The sequence below is a fragment of the Cytobacillus oceanisediminis genome, from assembly GCF_022811925.1.
GTDB lineage: Bacteria > Bacillota > Bacilli > Bacillales > Cytobacillaceae > Cytobacillus > Cytobacillus oceanisediminis_D.
Window position 1 is genome coordinate 3,084,397 of record NZ_CP065511.1, and the last position, 20,835, is coordinate 3,105,231.

The 20,835-nt window shown below is 41.9% G+C and carries 20 protein-coding genes; all 20 read right to left on the reverse strand.

Annotated features, from left to right (window positions below):
• Positions 1-3 precede the first annotated feature (3 nt).
• The 20 genes from IRB79_RS15590 to IRB79_RS15685 all read right to left on the reverse strand — a co-directional run bounded on the left by IRB79_RS15590 (position 4) and on the right by IRB79_RS15685 (position 20,729).
• Complete coding sequence (locus IRB79_RS15590; protein ID WP_243503369.1) at positions 4-1,350, reverse strand: M20 family metallopeptidase; 1,347 nt, start codon at positions 1,348-1,350, stop codon at positions 4-6.
• A 76-nt stretch (positions 1,351-1,426) separates the two neighbouring features.
• The gene (locus IRB79_RS15595) at positions 1,427-1,762 is read right to left on the reverse strand and encodes a DUF1904 family protein (protein ID WP_243503370.1); all 336 of its coding nucleotides are present in this window, start codon (positions 1,760-1,762) and stop codon (positions 1,427-1,429) included.
• 80 nt (positions 1,763-1,842) lie between these two features.
• Positions 1,843-2,916, reverse strand: coding sequence for an NAD(P)/FAD-dependent oxidoreductase (locus IRB79_RS15600; RefSeq protein ID WP_243503371.1), 1,074 nt, complete (start codon positions 2,914-2,916; stop codon positions 1,843-1,845).
• Positions 2,917-3,255, reverse strand: a complete 339-nt coding sequence (locus tag IRB79_RS15605; RefSeq protein WP_243503372.1) for a (2Fe-2S)-binding protein — start codon at positions 3,253-3,255, stop codon at positions 2,917-2,919.
• Between the two features lie 20 nt (positions 3,256-3,275).
• Entirely contained in the window at positions 3,276-4,355 is a 1,080-nt protein-coding gene (locus IRB79_RS15610) for an NAD(P)/FAD-dependent oxidoreductase (RefSeq protein ID WP_243503373.1), read from the reverse strand.
• Entirely contained in the window at positions 4,345-4,668 is a 324-nt protein-coding gene (locus IRB79_RS15615) for a (2Fe-2S)-binding protein (protein ID WP_243503374.1), read from the reverse strand. The genes IRB79_RS15610 and IRB79_RS15615 overlap by 11 nt, the downstream gene beginning before the upstream one ends.
• Positions 4,669-4,683: 15 nt before the next feature.
• Entirely contained in the window at positions 4,684-5,484 is an 801-nt protein-coding gene (locus IRB79_RS15620; protein ID WP_243503375.1) for an ABC transporter permease, read from the reverse strand.
• Positions 5,481-6,398, reverse strand: coding sequence for an ABC transporter permease (locus IRB79_RS15625; RefSeq protein ID WP_243503376.1), 918 nt, complete (start codon positions 6,396-6,398; stop codon positions 5,481-5,483). Before IRB79_RS15625 ends, IRB79_RS15620 begins: the two co-directional genes overlap by 4 nt.
• Positions 6,399-6,402: 4 nt before the next feature.
• Positions 6,403-7,479, reverse strand: a complete 1,077-nt coding sequence (locus tag IRB79_RS15630) for an ABC transporter ATP-binding protein (protein ID WP_243503377.1) — start codon at positions 7,477-7,479, stop codon at positions 6,403-6,405.
• 16 nt (positions 7,480-7,495) lie between these two features.
• On the reverse strand, positions 7,496-8,581 hold the full coding sequence (locus IRB79_RS15635) for an ABC transporter substrate-binding protein (RefSeq protein WP_243503378.1): 1,086 nt from the start codon (positions 8,579-8,581) through the stop codon (positions 7,496-7,498).
• 202 nt (positions 8,582-8,783) lie between these two features.
• The gene (locus IRB79_RS15640) at positions 8,784-9,503 is read right to left on the reverse strand and encodes a GntR family transcriptional regulator (RefSeq protein WP_243503379.1); all 720 of its coding nucleotides are present in this window, start codon (positions 9,501-9,503) and stop codon (positions 8,784-8,786) included.
• Between the two features lie 898 nt (positions 9,504-10,401).
• Entirely contained in the window at positions 10,402-10,563 is a 162-nt protein-coding gene (locus tag IRB79_RS15645) for a hypothetical protein (protein ID WP_243503380.1), read from the reverse strand.
• Between the two features lie 55 nt (positions 10,564-10,618).
• A complete protein-coding gene (locus IRB79_RS15650; protein ID WP_243503381.1) occupies positions 10,619-11,755 on the reverse strand; it encodes a mannitol-1-phosphate 5-dehydrogenase in 1,137 nt (378 codons plus the stop codon).
• Positions 11,756-11,767: 12 nt separating this feature from the next.
• Complete coding sequence (locus tag IRB79_RS15655; RefSeq protein WP_243503382.1) at positions 11,768-13,858, reverse strand: BglG family transcription antiterminator; 2,091 nt, start codon at positions 13,856-13,858, stop codon at positions 11,768-11,770.
• Positions 13,859-13,946: 88 nt separating this feature from the next.
• Positions 13,947-15,860, reverse strand: a complete 1,914-nt coding sequence (locus tag IRB79_RS15660) for a PTS mannitol transporter subunit IICBA (protein ID WP_243503383.1) — start codon at positions 15,858-15,860, stop codon at positions 13,947-13,949.
• Positions 15,861-16,018: 158 nt separating this feature from the next.
• Positions 16,019-16,474 carry a hypothetical protein gene (locus IRB79_RS15665; protein ID WP_243503384.1) on the reverse strand — a complete coding sequence of 152 codons (456 nt, stop codon included), beginning with the start codon at positions 16,472-16,474 and terminating at the stop codon, positions 16,019-16,021.
• Positions 16,471-16,914 carry a DUF2243 domain-containing protein gene (locus IRB79_RS15670; protein ID WP_243503385.1) on the reverse strand — a complete coding sequence of 148 codons (444 nt, stop codon included), beginning with the start codon at positions 16,912-16,914 and terminating at the stop codon, positions 16,471-16,473. The genes IRB79_RS15665 and IRB79_RS15670 overlap by 4 nt, the downstream gene beginning before the upstream one ends.
• A gap of 122 nt (positions 16,915-17,036) precedes the next feature.
• Positions 17,037-18,176, reverse strand: a complete 1,140-nt coding sequence (locus IRB79_RS15675; RefSeq protein WP_243503386.1) for a Ger(x)C family spore germination protein — start codon at positions 18,174-18,176, stop codon at positions 17,037-17,039.
• Positions 18,176-19,636, reverse strand: coding sequence for a spore germination protein (locus tag IRB79_RS15680; RefSeq protein ID WP_243503387.1), 1,461 nt, complete (start codon positions 19,634-19,636; stop codon positions 18,176-18,178). Before IRB79_RS15680 ends, IRB79_RS15675 begins: the two co-directional genes overlap by 1 nt.
• On the reverse strand, positions 19,596-20,729 hold the full coding sequence (locus tag IRB79_RS15685; protein WP_243503388.1) for a GerAB/ArcD/ProY family transporter: 1,134 nt from the start codon (positions 20,727-20,729) through the stop codon (positions 19,596-19,598). The genes IRB79_RS15680 and IRB79_RS15685 overlap by 41 nt, the downstream gene beginning before the upstream one ends.
• Between the last annotated feature and the right edge of the window lie 106 nt (positions 20,730-20,835).

Consider the following 20,835-nt stretch of genomic DNA (forward strand, 5'->3'; position numbering starts at 1 on the left):
TAATTATTGACTGAAATTCTCCATTACTGCTGCAGTCACTTTAATGCCTTGAATAAAGTCATCGATAAAAATATTTTCATTTGGAGCGTGGTAGTTTGACTGCAAATTGGCTACACCAATTTGCACCGCAGGAATGCCGGTATTTTTCAGCATTTTATACATAGGGCTTGAACCTGCTAAGTTTCGCAGAATAACTGGCGGTTCAACATAAACTTGATCTACACTTTCAAGCACAACTTCAACGAAACGGTTAGATGGATCAGTGTTAAACGGATGAATCCCGTGAGATTGCCTTATCTCTATATCATGAAACCCGTTCTTATCTAAATGTTTCCTTAATAAATCTGCTATTTTTTCAGGTGTCTGGTTTGGTACTAGGCGAAAATCAAGTTTAACCATTGCAGTCGATGGCAGGACTGTTTTGGAGCCTTCACCTGTATATCCCGAGTTTATACCGCAAATAGTACAGGTTGGGTCAGCGGTTAGAGTTTCTTTTAATTCATTTCCAGTAACATTTTTTAGAAAGCTTTTTATCCCATATAGATTCTTTATTTCTTCCTCATTGAAATCCATCGATTGAATGAAGGTTCTATCTTTTTCACTAAGTGAAATCACATCGTCATAAAAACCCTCAATTAAGATATTTTCCTGTTCATCTTTTAGTGAGTTTAGCGCCCATATTAATCTCCATGCAGGGTTCTCTATTATTGCAGCCTCAGAGGAATGAAGATCAAATTTGGCTCCTTTGCATATTAGCTCAACATAGCAAATTCCCTTAACTCCTAAACCGACGTGTGGTCTCCGATCCTTTACCCCTCGAGTTCCCCCTTCCCAGATTATGCCATCAGTTTCCAACTTATCAGGGAATTGGTTTGCAAAGTATTCCAAATGAGGGCTCCCTACTTCTTCCTCTCCCTCAAATATAAACTTGATATTTATCGGCAGTTTGCCATACACCTGCTGGTATGCATGTACTGCGCAAATTCTGGCTATAAGATTACCCTTGTTATCCGCAACACCACGTGCAAAGATTTTGCCATTTCTTATATCTGCCTTGAAGGGATCACTGAGCCATTGGTCAACAGGGTCCTCAGGCTGCACATCATAGTGATTGTAGAAAGTTAATGTCTTTTCCTTTTCACTATCAAGATGTGCATAAATAATTGGAAAGCCATCAGTTTCAATCTCTTCTATACTTGCATCCACTCTTTGCAATAAAGCTTTTACAAGTTCTTTCATCTCAAGCATCCCTCGACTTTGAGCTGAAACACTAGGCTGATTGCATGCCTCAATCAGCCAGTCGATATACATATCTGAGTTTTCCTCAATAAATTGATAGACTTTATTCATGATCAAGTTTCCCCTTCCGGTAACACTTCAGGAATCAAATTATAAAAATATAACATTATAATTTTTGCTTTAATACTTATTCTTCCGCAAAACTCTTCCCATTCCAATAATAATCCACCTCTAAAAAGGCTGAAAATGCGACTTCTATCTCCGGCACTCCAAGCGACTGAACATGTTTCGAAACAATCTTGGCAAATTGGCTTTGAACTGCTTTGCCCCTGTCAAACCACTTTACTTCTATAAATGGATATGCTGAAACTACTTTTTTATCAAACACAAAAGTTGAATTCAAAACTTCCAATGTAAAGTTATCTTCTCCGCAGTCACAAAGCCGAGCCAGGTCTTTCACCAGCTGAGTGCTGATTTCCTTCGTCTGATCCACTGAAATTCCCCTTATAAATAAATGCGGCATCCTATTTCCTCCAAGCTAATTTACATTTCCTGACAACTGGAATAAAAAAGTTATAATATTATAACTTAATAAGATTCACTCTAACCAAATCTCCTTAAAGAATACCTGTCGATTGGTATGGACGTTTCTCCATCCATGATTAATTCTGTTATTAATGTTCCTATTAAGGGAGAAAGTGTAACTCCGCTATGGGTGGCTGCTACATAAAGGTTTTCATGGCCTGGTACTTTACCAAGAATCGGAAAGCCGTCCTCAGGCATGGCCCTGATTCCAGAGAAGGCGCGGACAATTTTAGCTTTTCTTAATCCGGGTACATATTGGACTGCCATATTGGCTGTTTCCTGAATGACATCAAGCGTTGTTGCCCGATTAAAGCCAGCTTCTTCCATTGAATAACCCATCAGAACTTCCCCATTGTTTGCCTGCCTTAATCCGCTGATTGTAAAATTTAAGAAAGGCTTTAATGGTTCAGACACTAGGATCTGCCCTCTTAATTGATTAACAGGAATCTTAACTCCAAGCATGTCACCGATTTCTCTCGACCAGGTTCCGCCAGCAAGAATAAGGTTTTTACATTCAAACGCACCTTTATCTGATACAACTGAATATTTTCCATCCTGCTTTTTAATCTCAGTTACCTTATTATAAGTAGAATACCGGACGCCATTTCTTTTAGCTGCTCTCATGTACATATCAATCAAGCGGAATGGATTGACATTGCCATCAATGGAGCTGTAGGTAGCCCCCGCTACTTCCGGATTCATATAGGGCTCTTTTTCGAGGACTTCTTCCCTTGATAACACTTTAATTTTGATGCCGATTTTTCGATATGATTCTGCGAGCTTCTCAGCCTTTTCACGATCACTTTCATTAAAAAAAGGCGATAGTCCCCCTGTCCGCTTGTATTCTACGTCCCCGATTTTTTTAGACAGATAAGGATAGAGTTCTGCACTGTACATACTAAATTCCGCATACCAGGAAGGTGTTTTATTATGTACCCAAACCCACGCCTGGGTGGATCCGGATGTGCCTGACATAGGATATTTTTTATCAAGCACAAGCACGCCTTCTTTGTATCGCTCAGACAGGTGGTAGGCAATTCCGCTGCCCACTACACCCCCTCCGATAACAATTGTTTCATAATTTGTTTCCAATTACCTCACCTTCCCTTCTTCCAATTCCACCTCATCAAGAACAGACTTGACCGCACTAAAGGATGTACTGTTCGTTGCCAGTGTTTCAAGCTTAATGGGGGATAGCGGCATTCTCATCCTCGGCAGCGGAATCTCTGAAGGCGACAGCCCAGTTTGCTGGTGAATAATTTCTGCCACCATGCTGGTGCAGATTTTAGCCTGGCAAGGACCCATTCCGCAGCGGGTAATCCTCTTAACATCATCAAAGGTCCTTCCTCCATTGCTGATAACTTCTTCCACTTCTTCACAGCTGATTTCTTCACATCTGCAGATGATCGTCGTTTTATCCAACTTATTCACCTTCTTCTCTCTTTTCCTATCTAGGAGATAAATTGATCTTTCAGCACTGGGCTTGTAAAGTTCTCTAGATGTTTAACTCTTCCGGTGTACACTTCTTTGCACTCCAATAATCCCAGTTCTTTCCAAATCGCATCTCTTATCTCATTTGCTTCTGCCGGGCTGATTGCCTGCAGTTCTTCACTTACACTGATGCCGGCAATCATTCCTGTTAGAAGCAACGGACCCTGAGTGCTAATGCCAGCCGCATTCCCAGCTATGAATACATCCTCCCTGTCGGTTTGGAATGTATTACTATATTGCGGGACCCAGCCGCCCAGCTCTTCTTGAAATCCAAAGGAACAGCCCAGCTGATAAAAAACATCAAGTATGGGTGCCCTGCCTCCATCCATACAAATGAGGTCGACATTCAGGGTAATAACTTCATCTGGCAGTTCAATATCAATCTGTGCCACCTGCCCATTTCCTCTTGCTTCCCTTATAAAACTATTAAAATAAAATGGAATTCCATTCCTTGACAGTTCACTCACTTTTTCCTGCTCTTTTGCTAAAGCTCCATTTTGTTTTTCTATAATTGCTTTCACCCGGATTCCCACATCCATCAGCTGTATTGCCGTTTCCATAGCAAAATCACTTGAGCCCACAATAACAGCTTCTCTCCCAGGCATCACAAAATCACGATTGATCAATGTCTGTGCAGCACCGATTGTCATAATCCCGGGCAATGTCCATTTTGGAAAAGCCACAGCCTTTTCAGCCGCTCCGGAAGCCACAATAATCTTTTTTGCTTTTACCGGGAATACATTTTCTTCATCTGTAATTCCGGCACTTCCATCTGCGTAAAATCCAACCACACGGTGATTCAAAAGCGGCCTTACATTAAACCCCTTAACCTGCTCGATTAGTTTATCTGCTAATTCAAAGCCACGCATAGGTTCATGTACGGAAGGAAGCGGACGCAGCGCTTGAGTCTGCTGGTTTAGCTGCCCGCCAAGCTTGGAAGCTTCGTCAACTATTGTTACATCCAGCCCCCTTGATGCCGTCTCAATTGCTGCCGATAGACCTGCAGGACCACCTCCAATAATAAGTACATCAGTCTTCATCAATCTCCCTCCTTACCTCGGGGTCATCCATATTCGGGTATATTCGCATTCCATCTTCAACCTCTGTCATGCAGCTCCGTACATGGTCCTCACCGTCAATGGTCATATAGCAGCTGCAGCATCTCCCGCGCGAGCAGAATAATCCTCTGGATTGGACCAGCTTTCGGCTGACACCCAATTTCTTAATTTCATTTGCCATTAAGGCGGCAGCGACTGATTGCTGCGTATAGGCCTGATATGGCTGGTCATTGAAATAAATGGTTACAGGCGTGTGTAGCTGCCTGCCAAGAACGGGATGTTTCTCAATGTGCATAAAGACCTCTCCTATCTAATTTTTCGAGGAAAACACTTTCCCTACACCAAGCACTCTTTCAATTACGAGCATTAATACAATAGTGAAAAGAATCATGATGCTTGATACGGATGTAATAATCGGATCATATTGATATTGCATGTATGTGTAGATACGCACTGGCAGTGTCACAACGTCGGTGCTGACAATGAATAAGGCTACTGTTAAATCATCAAATGAAGTAATAAAGGCAAAAATGGCGCCGGCTATCACGCCTGATTTAATGATCGGCAGAGTGATTTGAAAGAAGACTTTCATCGGTCCTGCACCTAGATTCAAGGCCGCTTGTTCGATAGAACGGTCAAAACCTACTAAGCTTGCAACAACCAGGCGCATCACAAAAGGAACCGTTAAGATGATGTGACCCAAAATTAATGCAAGCGGGCTCGCAGCCAAACCAATCCATGAGTAAAACTGCAAGAGAGCCACACCAAACACGACCGATGGAATCAAGAGAGGCGAACCCACTAATTGAACAATCGCTGTCTTCCCTTTAAATTGGCGCCGGACGACCGCAAGTGAAGCCAATGTGCCGATGGCAGTGGAAATAATGGCGGTTCCGAACGCCACAATAGTACTCAGTGTAAAGGACTGCATAAATTCAGGATGTTCAATTAATTCTGTGTACCATCTGAGGGTCAGGCCTTCTGGCGGGAACACAATGTATTCTGTAGTTGTTAACGAGGAAAGCAATACAACCACGATTGGCGCCAGCAGGAAAATATAAACCAATAAACAAACAAAGTTAAAGAAATACTTGGGCAGCTTCCTGCTCATTGTATGGCCACTCCTTTCTCAGACCGGGCAAGGATTTTGCTGTATGCGATGATGGTAATGGTGGCAATCAGGATTAGCAGGAAGCCAATTGCGCCTCCATACGGCCAGTTCAGCATGACAGCTACCTGTTCATACGTTAAATAAGACATGACCTTCACCTGCGGACCGCCAAGAATGGCCGGTGTAACAAATGAGCTGACGCTTAAGCTGAATACCATAACGGAACCGGCAAAAACGCCTGGCAAGGTTAACGGAAGCAAAATGGAAAAGAAAGTTCTGAAGGAGCTGGCCCCAAGATTCTGCGAGGCTCTGATGACAGAAGGGTCTATTTTTTCGAGAGATCCCATGATGCTCAGCACCATGTACGGGAAAAGAACATGCACCATCCCGATGACCACACTCAATTCGGTGTATAAGAGGGTTAAAGGCTGATCAATAAAGCCCAGCTTTAATAGTGTATTGTTGACTACACCATTGTTTGATAAAAGAATCACCCAGCCGTAGCAGCGTATAACCATGCTGATTAGAAGCGGGGAAAGCACCAGGAGGGTCAAATAATTTCTGGCTCTTCCTTTTGATCTTGAAATCTGAAAAGCTACCGGGTAAGAGATAATGATAGTAATCAATGTTGTTAAAAGAGCGATTTTTACAGTGCGCCAGACCACTCCAAGGTAAAAAGGATCTGTCATGAACTTGATGTAGTTCTGGAGCGTCCACTCATTTCCCACCCCTGTACTGGCATCAAAATTTTTAAAGCTCGTAATAAATAAGAAAAACAATGGCAGCAAAAAGAAGAAAATGAAGATTCCCAGCGTTGGAAGCAAAAGCAGCCACGTATCAAGCCGTTTTTTATTCAAATTCTTTTTCTTTTGCTGAAGCAATAAATCATGTCCCGTTCCGATTCCGGCTTGCATGCGTTCACCTCGCCATTCTGGAAGGCAGCAGGTCTTCAGGGTTCCAATAAGTGTAGACACTGTTTCCTTCTTTAATTTCGGTGGGATTTAAAACGGTATTGGAAATATCTGCAATGAGATGCCGGTCATGCACCTTCAAAATATATCTTGTCTTGGCTCCAAGAAACATTTTCCTTTCCACCTTCGTTTGAAAAGCCTCATTTCTTTCATTTGATTCGGCTAATGCGATTTGGATTTTTTCCGGCCGTATGAAAAAATGAACTTCGGAATTCTTCACAGATGGGACAGAAACGATCTGTTCATTCCCAAAAAAGTGCATCTTGCATTTCTTATTTTCATAGGTTTCCAGGACTTTCCCCTGAATGTGGTTGACTTCCCCGATGAACTGAGACACGAAGTCAGTCTTTGGATGATTATATATGGATGCGGGATCATCAACCTGTTCAATCCGGCCCTCATACATGACGGCGATCCGGTCCGATATAGCCAAAGCTTCCTCCTGGTCATGTGTGACAAATATTGTTGTAATCCCCACCTGCTTTTGAATATCGACAATTTCTTCGCGCATTTCCTGGCGCAGTTTTGCATCAAGATTGCTCAGCGGTTCATCAAGCAGAAGCACCTTCGGTTTAATGACCAGGGCCCTCGCCAATGAAACTCGCTGCTGCTGTCCTCCGGAAAGTTCCTTTGGATAGCGTTTTTCATAGCCAGCCAGACGAACCATCTCCAATGCTTCAAGCACCCTTTTGCTGATTTCATTTTTTGGCACTTTCCGAAGCTTAAGCCCATAGGCGACATTATCAAAAACCGTCATGTGCGGAAACAAAGCATAATTTTGGAACACCATGCCCATTTCTCTTTTATTGGGAGGAAGCAGGTGAACGGGTTTCCCATCCACCTCAATCTTCCCGCCATCCACTTCCAGAAATCCGGCGATCATATTAAGTGTCGTCGTTTTTCCGCAGCCCGAAGGCCCCAAAAAGGAGACCAGTTCCCCTTTTTGGATGTCAAGGCTGAGCTTTTTAACCACTTCTGTTTTATTAAAGGTCTTGACCACGTTTTCCAGGCTTAAGTAACTCATTCGTTTCCCCTCTCTTTTAATGGGCTACTTCGATTTCTTTATTGGCCCGTTCTGTCCACTCTGCCCGCTTTGCATTTACAGTTTCCCAGTCGACTTTGATCAATTTGGCAATCTCCTCTTCCCCATAAGCCACTTTATCGACGATGTCACCTTCAAGCTTCACATTCTTATTAACCGGACCGTCAAACAAGGAGTTGGCAAATAGAAGCTGAGCTTCTTCATCCAGAACAAAATTGACAAATTCCTGTGCCAGATCCCCATTTGGAGCATCCTTTACCACGCTGACCGTTGCCATCAAGGCCGGAGCCCCTTCTTTCGGAATGACATACTCAATCGGGAATCCGCTATCCTGAAGTGTAAATACCCGGCTGCTTCCCCATGCACTTGCAACTGTCTGCCCCTGCAGGAAGTAGTTGGAAACGTCAGCTGTTTTATCAAAAGTGATCGCGTTTTTGGCAATTTCCTTCATTTTTTCAAAACCTGGTTCAATGTTTTCTTCATCTCCGCCATTGGCAATCGCAGTCATGAGTAGAAAATGAACTCCGTACGTATTGGCAATGGAAGGCAGTACGAGTTTTCCTTTATACTTCGGATCGGCCAAATCATTCCAGGATGTCGGCGGTTTCCAGCCATTCTGTTCGAAGACATCCTTGTTATAAGCCAAGCCGGTTGAAATGATCCCGAATCCAACGCCGACATTATCCTTGTCTTTTGCAATATCATAGACATTTGCCAGATTCGTAACAACACTCTCATCCATTGGCGCCAGCAATCCAAACGCCTTTGCCTGAGCCTGAGGACCATCATCAAGGAAAGCTACATCAATTTGAGGATTATCCTTTTGTGCCTGAAGCTTGGATAAGGTATCAACAGAGCTTCCAGTAATATATTTCACCTTTACGCCATGCTCTTTCTCAAACTTTGGGATCAAGTCCTCCTTCATCTTTTGCTCATAGCTTCCTCCATATGCCGCTAAGACAAGTGTCTTTCCATCACTTTTTCCTGATCCTTCATCTGCAGAACTCCCTGTTTGGCCGCTGCATCCTGCAGTAGTGACAAGCAATAAACAAAGCAATACAATTAAATAAGCTTTCTTTTTCAACTCATTTCCCCCTCGTTTATTTTTGCTTTTGTGAACTTTAGGAGCTGTTCTAAGATGAAGACTTGATAAAAGCGATACCCCCTTTTTAATTTAGATCAATCTATTTAAAGAGATTGATTTATATATAAAATATAAAGATATAATATTATAACTTTATATCTTTTATGTTTATAAAATGTCCTATGGTATCTCAGCAATTTTTTTACAATTGAACCTCTGTATAATAAACCTCTTTATCACTGCGGATATAGAATTTAGAGAACTCAATAATGTCTTCTTGCTTTGTGTATGTAGTACGCTCCCACTCAAACACCGGAGTCCCCGGTTCCACATTAAGGAGCTTTGCCTGGTGATCAGGAAGAATATACGGCCGGATAAATACCTTAGCTCGGTTTAGCGCTATATGGAATCTGCTTTTTAAGATGTTAAAAATTAAGTCATTATTGATCATTTCAGGTGTAAGCCCCTGACATTTATCCGCCGGAAGATAGGTATATTCCAGTGCGAGAGGATCATTGTTTTCCACTTTTAATCTCTCAATTCTGATCACCTCATCCTCAGGATCAATCCTTAACTTCTGGGCAATTTCAGAACCTGCTGTTTCATATTTAAAGCTGAGCATTTCATGCGGATGTTCCTGTTCCGAACCGGTGGAAAGCGAAATAATGGAATTAAGGTCCTGCTCTTTTGCAGCTCCGGATACAAAAGTACCCTTGCCTCGCTGTCTGAAGAGATAACCTTTATTCACAAGCTCAATCACAGCTCTTTTAACCGTAATGGTGCTTACATCGAATCGTTCCGATAGCTCCTGCTCAGTCGGCAGCTGGCTACCTACCTCCCATTGGCCCGAAATGATTTTCTCTTCCAGAATCTGCTCTACTTGTCTATATAGGGGTATATGTAAACTTTTATCTATCTGCATTTATGTATCTCCCTTGAAAGAATATAATGTTATAACTTTATATTATTTTATAATTTATCTGTTTTTCGGATAGTTGTCAATATTTTTTGAAAATTTAATAATTACATTTGAATAGAGTTATTAAGTTAACGGCCTTGTTCCACAAGGATCTGATTAATCACCAGTTTTTGTAAAATAGTCTCCTAGTTTCGAAACTGCTCGCTCTGATTAACTCCCATTTTGATGGCATAACTTGGGATTTCGTCGTTATTCCGTTTGATTAACCCCCATTTTGACCGCCGGCTCCGGGATTTCGTCGTTATTCCCTCTGATTAACTCCCATTTTGACAGCTGGCTCCGGGATTTCGGCGTTATTCCCTCTGATTAACTCCCATTTTGACAGCTGGCTCCGGATTTCGTCGTTATTCCCTCTGATTAACTCCCATTTTGACCGCTGGCTCCGAGTTTTCGTCGTTATTCCGTTTGATTAACCCCCATTTTGACCGCCGGCTCCGGGATTTCGGCGTTATTCCCTCTGATTAACTCCCATTTTGACAGCTGGCTCCGGGATTTCGTCGTTATTCCCTCTGATTAACTACCATTTTGACAGCTGGCTCCGGATTTCGTCGGTATTCCGTTTGATTAACTCCCATTTTGATCGCTGGCTCCGAGTTTTCGTCTTTATTCCGTTTGATTAACTCCCATTTTGACCGCTGGCTCCGGGATTTCGTCGTTATTCCCTCTGATTAACTCCCATTTTGACAGCTGGCTCCGGATTTCGTTGTTATTCCAGGAGATCAATTCGCTTTTGCCCCTTATGTAGACGGAATTTATGGACTTCATGAATTTTAAGCTTCATGAGCCCTCCATGGCGACCTTATCCGCTGCACTCCACAAATTACGGACTTCATAAAGCCCTCTATGAAGAATATTTTCCTTCCAGCCCATCTACTTTGGTCTTCATGCAGCCCCATTCCGCAATAATAACTTCCAAAAATCCGAACCAAGCAAATATCCCATCATCAGCATTTTCTATTATTAAAAACCCTTTTAACCATGCCCAACTTGTAAAATACTCCACTGAAAAAACCTCAAAAAAATGGCTGCCGAACCATTTCAGCAGCCTTAATTCCAATTTATTTTTTCAATGCTTCATACTGTTTCAGTATTTCTTTAGCAAGCTCGCTTGATTCTTCAAGTCCGCATACTTCTTTCAACACAAACTGCACTCCGTTTTCTTGAATCATCACCTGGAGCTTCACTGCTTCTTCGTCTTCCTTGTTATCAAACATTAGTGCCGCAGCAATGGCTTTAGCCAGGTTTGTGTAAGATAAGCCTGCTTTCTGGGCCTGCAGTGCCGGGCGAACCAGTCTGTCTTCAGGGCCAAGCTTCCTTATAGGCGAACGGCCTACTCTTGTGACACCGTCATTCAAGTGGGCATTTTGGAAACGGCCGATAATTTTATCGATATATTTCTGATGTTCATCAGGATTTAGGCCGTAACGATTGATTAAATAGGCACCTGTTTCACGGAGTGTTGCCTGCACCTGCTTGTAGATTTCTTCATCTGCAAGTGTCTGGTCGATGGTTTCTTTTCCTCCCAGGTATCCGAAATAAGCAATGACGGCATGTCCTGTGTTAACCGTGAACAGCTTTCTTTCGATAAAGGGCGCAAGCTCAGGAACGATTTTCATCCCTTCGATATGAGGAATGTCTTCAGTCGTTTCCACAACCCATTCATGGTACGGTTCAACTAGGACATCCAGTGATCCCTGGTTGTTTTGGATTGGGACAATTCGATCTACAGCCGAGTTTAGGAAAGATACACCCGCCAGGTTTACATCGCTGTCAAGATGCTCCATAATATAGCCTTTTAAAAGGTCAGTCGCAGAAATCTGATTTTCACATGCAATGACATAAAGATTCTCGTTAATTCCTGCATCTGCTCTTGCAGCCAAGCCTTTTGCAATTAATGGGGCAATCCGCGGAAGAATGTTAGGGCCAATCGCTGTTGTTAAGAAGTCAGCCTGCTTAATTGCCTCTATCACTTCATTCTCCTGTTTCAGGTTATTCAATCCTGAAACATTTTCAATTGTCATGGATTCCTGTTCGTCTGCAGCCAGCAGCACTTGATATTGTTTTTCTTCGTTCAGCTGATTAATGATCCCGTCGGCAATATCCACAAAAGTTACATGGTAGCCTGACTGTGAAAATAGGGCCCCGATAAATCCTCTTCCAATGTTCCCTGCTCCAAAATGCACTGCTTGTTTCATCGAATCATTCCTTTACTGATTTATTTTAAAATGTGACTGAAGGTATTCTGTAAAAATCGATTCTAGCTTCTTGTAAATCATGTCTTCATTTGCTGAAGAAAAAATTAGAATCGCTTCCTCTGTCTCAATGATATTAGTGCTGATTAAGCTTAATATTTCCTGCTTTCTTCTGCTTAGCTCGAGCGGCGCCAGCATGAGCAGAAGGTTTTTCATTACCACTTCTCTTCCGTCCATGCCCTTTACCATGCATGGTTTGGGCAGGTGGGCAATTTGAAAAATAAGTTCGCGGACGTTTTTACTGCGGGCATGAAAGAGTGCCATATTGGTTTCGGGGATGCCAAGGCCGCCCTTTTCTTCCCGCTCCCTTAAGGATTGCAGGACATCTTCAGGATTCGTCAGCAGATTATCTCCTTGGGCATTCTCAAGCATTTTCTTAAGAATCTGCTCCTGGCTTTCTCCACCATCCATCCGGTAAAAACGAAAGTTATGAATAAGAGACTCAATGCTCTCCTGGATATCTCTTACGTCTGCAAGCATTGCGGATAAAGAAAGGTTTCTCTGTTCAGCCTGTTTGAATCCATACACCGGCTGATATTCTTTTCCTTTTGTCAGGCTTTCAATATTGTTTTGCAAATAGTTTTTTATGGTGAGAATATTTTCATCGCTTAAAAGCGGATTCACCAATATATACTCAGCATTTATAAAAGGAAGTCTGACTGTAGAAAGGATTAAATCATATTCTTTCAAGTCGGCACCCTCTGAAATTTCCTTAATGGACTTGATTTCGATCAAATCAATTTCAGCTGCTTCTTTTTTAAGCCTGCTCTTTAGCATCTTGGATGTGCCGATGCCTGTTGGGCAAATGAGCAGCGCCTTAATGGAAATATTTTCTTCTTGCATGACCAGTGCTGAGCCAAAATGAAGGACGATGAACGCGATCTCGTCATCGGAAAATTGATCAATATCAGTAAATTCCTCTTCAAGACTATTTTTTACAGCCATGAACAGAACCGGATATTTGCGCATAATTTCTTCTTTAAGCGGGTTATAAGATTCCATATTCTGTTTCATGCGAAATATGGATGGCTCCATGTGGGCCAGCAGTCCCTGAAATAAGGAAAAATCTTTTGTTAAATCCACATGCAGCTGTTCCGAAACAGATTTAATCACGTTCTTGATCATTTGGGCGAGCACGATGCTGTCATATGGAAAAGCCTCGGCTCCGCTCAATTTGGTCCCTTTAAGCATCCGTGCCAGGTAAAGGACATCCCCTTCTGAAAAAATGCAGTCAAATTTTCGTTCCAGCTTGCTTGTTACCTGCTGCATCAAACCGTATTCCACTATAACTTCCTTTTCTGGAAGGGTATCATCCCGATCCACAGGAAACTGTTTTAGTGTCCTCTGCAGTGAAATGCATACATGCAGCACAACCTCCAGATATCCACTATCAGCAAACCGTGCAGGTGCACCAGAAAAAACAGTCTGTACAATGCTGTTCACTTGGAAAAGATAATCCGGTTCAAAGTAATGGAGAATCCTTTCTTCACCAAGCTGTCTTTTTTCCAGCAAAAATAGTTTCTCAATTAATTCTTCATGAAAATATTGAAGAAAAAAATGTGCAAGCGCTCTTCGTTTGTTGGCTTCTGATCCGTGGAGCTCTACTCCGACTCCTCGTTTTCTCGTCAATTGCACCTGGAAAACAGATAGCCATTCAGCAAGTTCATCCAGATAGGCTGACAGTGTTGCCGTGCTGATGCCGAGATAGCCTGCCAGAACCTGAGTCTTGTATAAGTCTTCTTCAAGAATGGCTATAAGAAGGCGCAGCTTCTTTTCCTGAGGAGGCTGGTCGATCGGTTCACTGCTGGTCAAATGCTGGATCAGCCGGAAAATCTGCTCATTTTTCCCTTCAATAGCAAGTCCCTGATTTAAATTGCGGGTTAATTTCAATTCGAACTCACTGACGATTTTCTCAACTGCCTTTAAATCCCTCTGAATCGTCCTCGCACTCACATTTAACGAAGATGCAATCGACAATGCCGTGTGCTTACCCGATGTTTTTATAATAGATTCAATAATGGCTTTTTCCCTCGATGTAATGTACATGAGATCAGCTCATTTCTAAGATTAGTGACAAAAACACTGAATAGAAAAGCGCAGAAGGACGCTTTTCTATTCGAAAATAGCTTTAGTTTTATTTTTTGCCGATAATATCCATAATGGTCTGTACAGATTCAGCCGCAGCCAATTTTTCGATATTATCCATGTCAGAACATGTTACCGCGATTCCTGATAGGATTTCAAGATGTGTGCCGTCCTTGCCTGCAATTCCGAAGATCAGACGGACCTTTTGGCCATCGAAATCAACACCATTTGGCACCTGGATAACTGTAAAGCCGGATTTGATCACAGCTTTTTTGGCTTCTTCAGTTCCATGCGGGATCGCTACATCATTCCCCATATAAGTAGAAGTGATATTATCACGTTCAATCATTGCTTCAATATAGCTTTCTTCCACATAGCCCGCATCCACTAGCACTCTTCCTGCGAAGCGGATCGCTTCATCCTTATCAGCAAACTCTTTGTTCAGGAAAATATTCTCCGGACGCAATAAATCGTCATCATGAGCCATTTCTTCGTCCAAGATGTCAGGAACATTTTCTTCAGCATCTTCAACGATTTCGTGAAGTTCCGAGTTAGCCGGGAACTGAAGTGCGCTGATCAGCTTATCATACTCCGGACTTGAAAGGAAGTTATCAACCGATACATGGAATGCATTCGGCACTTTTTGGCGTGCCCTTGGTGTCAGTTCTTCCTGTGTAATGACGATTTCAGCATCTGCTGGCAAATTGGAAATCGCTGTATTCGTAACAGCAATGTCCATGCCTGCTTCCTTCACCTTTTTGCGGAGAAGTGATGCACCCATGGCACTTGAGCCCATTCCTGCATCACAGGCAAAATAGATTTTGGAAACATGATCAGGCATTGCAGCATGACCGCCTTCAAATACGTTTGAAACAGAGCTTTTCTTTCCTTTCATTTCCTGCATCTTTTTCGCAGCTTCTTCAATATCTTCTTCACCCTGCTTGCCTGTTTTCATAATAAATGCAGAGACGATGAATGACACAGCAGCAGCCACAAGCACACCAGCGAAGTTTGCAATATATGCACTTGCATGATGAGGCGTTACAGCCGTGATGGCGATAATGCTGCCCGGTGATGAAGGAGCGAATAATCCGCCGCCTAAAAGAACAAGTGTGAACACACCGCTCATTCCGCCAAGAATAACGGCAATTATCAGCATAGGACGCATTAAAATATATGGGAAGTAAATTTCATGAATCCCGCCGAAGAAGTGAATGATTCCGGCACCTGGAGCTGATTTCTTGGCATTGCCTTTTCCGAAGAACATGTAAGCAAGCAAAACACCGATACCAGGTCCAGGGTTTGCTTCAAGCAGGAACAGGATGGATTGTCCTGTTTCTTTTACCTGTTCAACCCCAATTGGCGAAAGAACACCATGGTTGATGGCATTATTAAGGAATAATACTTTTGCCGGTTCTATTAAGATGCTTGTCAGCGGCAGAAGTCCTGTGCCAATAAGCCAGTCAACTCCAGCTACAAGCCAGCCCGTGAATACATCAACCGCAGGCCCTACCCCCTCAAAAGCAAGGATGGCGATAATCGCACCAAGAATTCCTGCTGAGAAGTTATTTACGAGCATTTCGAAGCCTGCACGCACTCTGCCTTCGATTATCTGGTCGAATTTCTTAATCACATAGCCGCCCAGTGGACCAATAACCATCGCGCCAAGGAACATAGGAATTTCCGCACCTGCGATGACACCCATAGTCGCGATGGCACCAACAACGGCACCGCGCTGATCATGTACAAGCTTACCTCCCGTATAACCAATTAATAATGGAAGCAAGTATGTCACCATTGGACCTACCATTTTGGCAAGGCTTTCATTTGGGAAGAAGCCAGTAGGTATAAATAAAGCTGTAATAAGACCCCATGCTATAAAAGCAGAGATATTCGGCATAACCATTGAGCTCAGAAAATTACCGAACTTCTGTACAGCTACTTTTAGATTAGATTGAGCCATGTACACTCATCCTTTCAAAATAAAGTACTTTATTATTAATGGTAAAGGACAAATGGGCTATACTCAACAAAGGAGAAACCTAACTTTGTCGCGCCATGGATGACAAAACTGCGGTTTCTTATTTAACAGCTGACTGTCCTTGATTCCAAACCCTTCACTTATTGGTTAACATCAATAGTCATACTGGCCATAACGGGTTTTCCATTGGACATTAAAGCCCCGTGATTGTTCGAATTGAGTGTTACGGTGATATCATTTTCTCCATTTTTCAGCTTGCCAATATGATAATACTCTCCGTATAAACGGCTGATTTTTTTTCCATTTATGTATAAATGGGCATGGCCCTCGTTATAGCTTGGCTCTGTCTTACCGACTTTTTCCGGGGCAAAAGCAAAATGCAGCAGATCCAGCTTTAAAAGCCATGTATCCGGGCCATCCGGGGACACACTTATGCTGACAGCGGGAACTTCATGATCCTTTGGGATTTCCACATAGCCATGTCCCATATGCTGGTCTGCACCCGTCTGGCTGTGGGGATTCTGACTTGTGTAAAAATAAAAGAAACCTAAAAAGATGATGCAAAAACTGATAAAACTTCTTGCTCTTTTCATCATGCTTCCTTCTCCATCCGCTTGATCATAAGACCAATCATAACAAGCAATAGCCCAATGGCTAAAAAGGCTAAATCATAGAATAATGGATTTTCGGCTAATGGTTTGACACGATGAACCTGGAGGATATGATGGTCGACAATTCCTTCGACAAGATTAAATGTGCCTCCCCCAATAAAAATACCGCCAATAAATAGCTTCCAGCTTGTGCCCAATTCATTTTTCCGGGCATCCTGAAAAATTTTCATCCCACCCCAAAGCAGCTTAGCAGAAAATAGAGCAGTGAATAAGCCATCTGTAAAGATTTCAAGTTGGATATTTGGGCTCAAAATCATATGATGCCATTGAAGCAGCTGATGAAATACGATGCCATCAATCGCCCCTACAAGACCTAACCCAAGGATTAAACCGGCTATAAATAGGTTTTTATTTTCCTTTTTCATTAAAGCACCCTCCGAAGAACATTTATACTTCGATTAGTGCCCAAAATGAAGGGAAATTATTCTTATTAATAAATTTAATTGACCAATAAATATAGGAAGAGACATTCCGTCTCTTCCCGGCCTCATTGATTAGATTTATAGCTGTTGAAGTTAAAAATCTGAACTTTTACCTCGATATCAGTAAGCGAGTCCTCTTCCAAATAAAAATGGCCAGTTTTTTGTAAATCCGCAAATTTCTCAGGATGCATGCGAAACCATTTCTCGCCGGCATTCAGATAATCAATCTTATTTTTCACTCCATCCAAATAGAGTGTTCTTAGTTTCGTTTTTATTTCCTCTTCAACCAGACTTGTTAATCGGTTCATGGAAATGTCCTGTACTTTTTCCAGTAAATCAGTACGAATGGATAAATCAATCGAAAATTTTGGGGTGGGTGAATCTTCATCATACTTGATTTTCAGCCTCGGGCTTTCCAGCTTTACTGCTGCAGCCAATTTACCCTCTACATCGACTCTTTCGTCTACAGCAATATATTTTTCCATCAGCCAATTGAGAAATAAGGAATCCTCAAAACCTAGTTCCTTCATATATTTTCTGTTTTGAAAAACGGAATAGCCATCAAAATATAATACCGGATAATCCTTTTCTGCCTTCCAGCTTGTTTTATCAATTTTAACGGCAGGCAGTTTCGCTGCATTCATTGGTTCATAATATTCCCGCAGAAAATTCATTAATGCTACCGGCCTAATCTCATTTTGTGCTACCTCGTAAGCATCCTTTTTAAATAAAACGGTATAAACGGCTGGATAATTAAATAAGGCATTTATATTAAAAACCTCTTCAATTTCTTCATCTGTTGTGACGACATGAAGCGTAGGGCGAATAGAACGATTCTTTCCAATTTCCTCCACCACTTCCTGAAATTTGTGCTGAACAATCCGGTTTGTGATGACCAGAGTTTTTACATGGCCAAAATATAAAGGAGGTTCAGATACTTTATACAGCTTTCTTACAGCTAAATTTAACGTTTCTCCTTTTGCCGAAGCCACAAAAATAGGGACAGGCTCTGCTGATTTTCCCCCTTCCTGCTTAGCGACATTTAAAAAGTTTAGACCCTGGAGATATACTGTGTATTCCTCTTTTTCTTCATCATAATCCATTCCGATTGAAACAATATAGGTTAAATCCTGTATATTTTTAATGCCGGAACAGCCAGAAAGCATTAGACAGCAAACGGAAATGAGAATCACGCTTCTGACCATTACTTCTCCCTCCTCGTGGGATCGTCAGGGCTGGTAGTCGTGGATCGGGATTTATAAAATTGTACAGGCAGCATCAGAAATGCCTTTATGCTTTCTCTCCAGCTGATTGGAGCTACAGCTGAGAGGTAAGGAACCCCAAAGGATGAGAGCGTCGAAAAGTATAAAACAGTGATAATATAGCATAAGATGACTCCAAACAAGCCTAAAAAAGTACTCATGATGATAACCACGAATCTAACAATGGTAATGGCAGAACTAAGGGACTGACTCACAAGGGTGAAAGAGGATATATACGTAATCGCCGCAACAACCAGCATCGTTGGCGAGGTTAATCCTGCTCTTATAGCAGCATCCCCGACAATTAAACCTCCGAGTACGGCCACTGTCTGCCCAATGGCTCTCGGCAGCCTGATTCCCGCTTCATTAAAAAGCTCAAACAAAAGGAGTATGATGAACATTTCAATTGGCGCACTCAAAGGCAGGCCAAATCTGGACACTGAAATAGTGGCAACCAGCAGGTAAGGAATCTGTTCAATATTAAAAGCGGAAAAAGCGATCCATACCCCTGGGAGGAAACCCGATACCGTTATCCCAATCATTCTAATAAATCTTTCCATACTGACAAACGCATAATTCATGTAATAATCTTCAGGCGATTTAGTCTGCAATAGTAAATTGACTGGGGCATAAGTAACGGTTGGATTTCCATCCACCAATATGGCGAACCGCCCCTGATTCAGTGCCTGAACGATAAAATCCGGCCGGCCGGTATAATCAAGGCTGGGGAATATCGAATAGGGGCGATCCCTAATTAAGGAGTCGAGTTCATGGATACTCGTCAAAATATCGAGCTCAACCTTCCCAAGCCTTTTATGTATCTCTTCCAGCACACGCTTATCAATAATATCATCCATATACATAAGGGCCACTTTCGTTTTGCTTCGTTTTCCAAATGTATATTTTTCAACACATAAAGTGCTGGTATTGAGCCTTCTGCGTATTAAAGATATATTGGTCTGCAGATCTTCTACAAATCCATCCTTTGGGCCTCTAATCGATGTCTCCAGCGCAGATTCTTCAGGCTGCCTTTTTGGAAGGTTTGCTGCTCTAATACTTAATAGGTCCTTATCAGCCTGGAACAGAAAATTCCCTTCAAAAAGCATTTGAGACAAGTCATCAATTGACTTATCCGTTACCAGGTCAGCTTGAAATAAAGTCATGAGCTTATCTTTTGCCAGGCCTTCCTTCTCAGCTGCAATCATCGGCAGGATATATTGATCCAAATATTGAGTATTAACCAAGGTATCGAAATATAAAATCTCAAACTGATCTTTCTCTGTAACGTGGGATTTCTTCACAAAATCACTGTTTTTGCAAAATTGCTGCTCTAGTTCTTCTGCCTTTGCGCAGCCATTCTCTTTAGGTTGAGGATTGGACTTTAGAATTTTTGTTCTTGCCATGTTTTTCATCCCTTTTCTTCAGAACTAATACAATCAGGGCAGACAAAAGGATATAAGACAGAAAAAACATCATACTGACTGGAAGATAATACTTATAGATAAATTGATAAAAAGTGTGAGTTTCGATCTTTATGCTCATCAATCCAAACAAAACCACGTATAAAGTAAGGACCAATTTGGGATTCAATCGATAATGTTTCTTTTTGACTTGAAAAAATGCACCTATTAAATACATAAATAAGCCAATTCTGATCAATGCACCGCTCAGCCACTGATATAAGGCGAGAAAGTCCATATGAGAGATGTACTCCCCAATGCTTAAGACCCTCCATTGCTCATGGGCAGGGTAAAGAAATTTCGTCGCTTCCACAGGACCAAATTCCATGATCGAGGCTGTAAGCGGCCCTAAGGTTAATCCTGTCAGAAGCGTCAAAAGGAAAACTAAATGCTTAAATTTAAAGGGTTTCTGTGAATATGGCTGCAGTAAGAGTATGATATAAACCTCAAGCAATCCCGAAAGAGTATAGATAATTCCGCTCATGAAAGGTTCTAAACCTCCTGCAAATAATGGAAACAACAGGCTGGGGTCCTTCAATCTGGTGTTTGTAATGGAAATAAATACCCCGAAAATCATCACAAACGGCAGCAGTACACCGCTTGATATAGCCATATACTTCACACCGGCCATGGTCATAATGAAACAAACAATGATTAAAATGATGTTAATCATTAATACAGAGGCATCTGCCAGGAAAAACGCATTTAACCAAATCATTAAGTCTCTGAATGTTATATAGGAGCTCGTAATTAAAAAAACAATAACAGGAACCGATAAGAGAACGGAAATTGTCCTTCCGAGACGCTGTCTCAGCATGGAAAAGAAACCTTCATCTGATGAGTTTTTAAGTATGTAGTAAATAAGCCACATGAAAATCAGTGAGATCGGATAGGCTGCAATCACACTCAGCCAGCTGTCTCTTCCGGCAGCTGTCAATAAATTCGGAATTAAAATGACATGGTTAAGCAAGCCTGTGGACAGGATGAGCAATAGAAACAGTTGTCTGGGTATTAGGACTTTAACTAAATTTTGCATAACTTTCTCCAGCTATTAGTTTTATTAAGTATACTTACCAGACAAGAGCAATTTATGTAATGAGATTCTAATCCCTATAAAAGAGGGATGAATCGAAAGCGAATGT

Excerpts from the sequence above, each read along its gene's own strand:
- IRB79_RS15590 (WP_243503369.1), bottom strand. The coding sequence starts at position 1,350 with ATGAATAAAGTCTATCAATTTATTGAGGAAAACTCAGATATGTATATC.
- IRB79_RS15595 (WP_243503370.1), bottom strand. The coding sequence starts at position 1,762 with ATGCCGCATTTATTTATAAGGGGAATTTCAGTGGATCAGACGAAGGAA.
- IRB79_RS15610 (WP_243503373.1), bottom strand. The coding sequence starts at position 4,355 with ATGAAGACTGATGTACTTATTATTGGAGGTGGTCCTGCAGGTCTATCG.
- IRB79_RS15615 (WP_243503374.1), bottom strand. The coding sequence starts at position 4,668 with ATGCACATTGAGAAACATCCCGTTCTTGGCAGGCAGCTACACACGCCT.
- IRB79_RS15620 (WP_243503375.1), bottom strand. The coding sequence starts at position 5,484 with ATGAGCAGGAAGCTGCCCAAGTATTTCTTTAACTTTGTTTGTTTATTG.
- IRB79_RS15625 (WP_243503376.1), bottom strand. The coding sequence starts at position 6,398 with ATGCAAGCCGGAATCGGAACGGGACATGATTTATTGCTTCAGCAAAAG.
- IRB79_RS15630 (WP_243503377.1), bottom strand. The coding sequence starts at position 7,479 with ATGAGTTACTTAAGCCTGGAAAACGTGGTCAAGACCTTTAATAAAACA.
- IRB79_RS15640 (WP_243503379.1), bottom strand. The coding sequence starts at position 9,503 with ATGCAGATAGATAAAAGTTTACATATACCCCTATATAGACAAGTAGAG.
- IRB79_RS15650 (WP_243503381.1), bottom strand. The coding sequence starts at position 11,755 with ATGAAACAAGCAGTGCATTTTGGAGCAGGGAACATTGGAAGAGGATTT.
- IRB79_RS15655 (WP_243503382.1), bottom strand. The coding sequence starts at position 13,858 with ATGTACATTACATCGAGGGAAAAAGCCATTATTGAATCTATTATAAAA.
- IRB79_RS15660 (WP_243503383.1), bottom strand. The coding sequence starts at position 15,860 with ATGGCTCAATCTAATCTAAAAGTAGCTGTACAGAAGTTCGGTAATTTT.
- IRB79_RS15665 (WP_243503384.1), bottom strand. The coding sequence starts at position 16,474 with ATGATGAAAAGAGCAAGAAGTTTTATCAGTTTTTGCATCATCTTTTTA.
- IRB79_RS15670 (WP_243503385.1), bottom strand. The coding sequence starts at position 16,914 with ATGAAAAAGGAAAATAAAAACCTATTTATAGCCGGTTTAATCCTTGGG.
- IRB79_RS15675 (WP_243503386.1), bottom strand. The coding sequence starts at position 18,176 with ATGGTCAGAAGCGTGATTCTCATTTCCGTTTGCTGTCTAATGCTTTCT.
- IRB79_RS15680 (WP_243503387.1), bottom strand. The coding sequence starts at position 19,636 with ATGGCAAGAACAAAAATTCTAAAGTCCAATCCTCAACCTAAAGAGAAT.
- IRB79_RS15685 (WP_243503388.1), bottom strand. The coding sequence starts at position 20,729 with ATGCAAAATTTAGTTAAAGTCCTAATACCCAGACAACTGTTTCTATTG.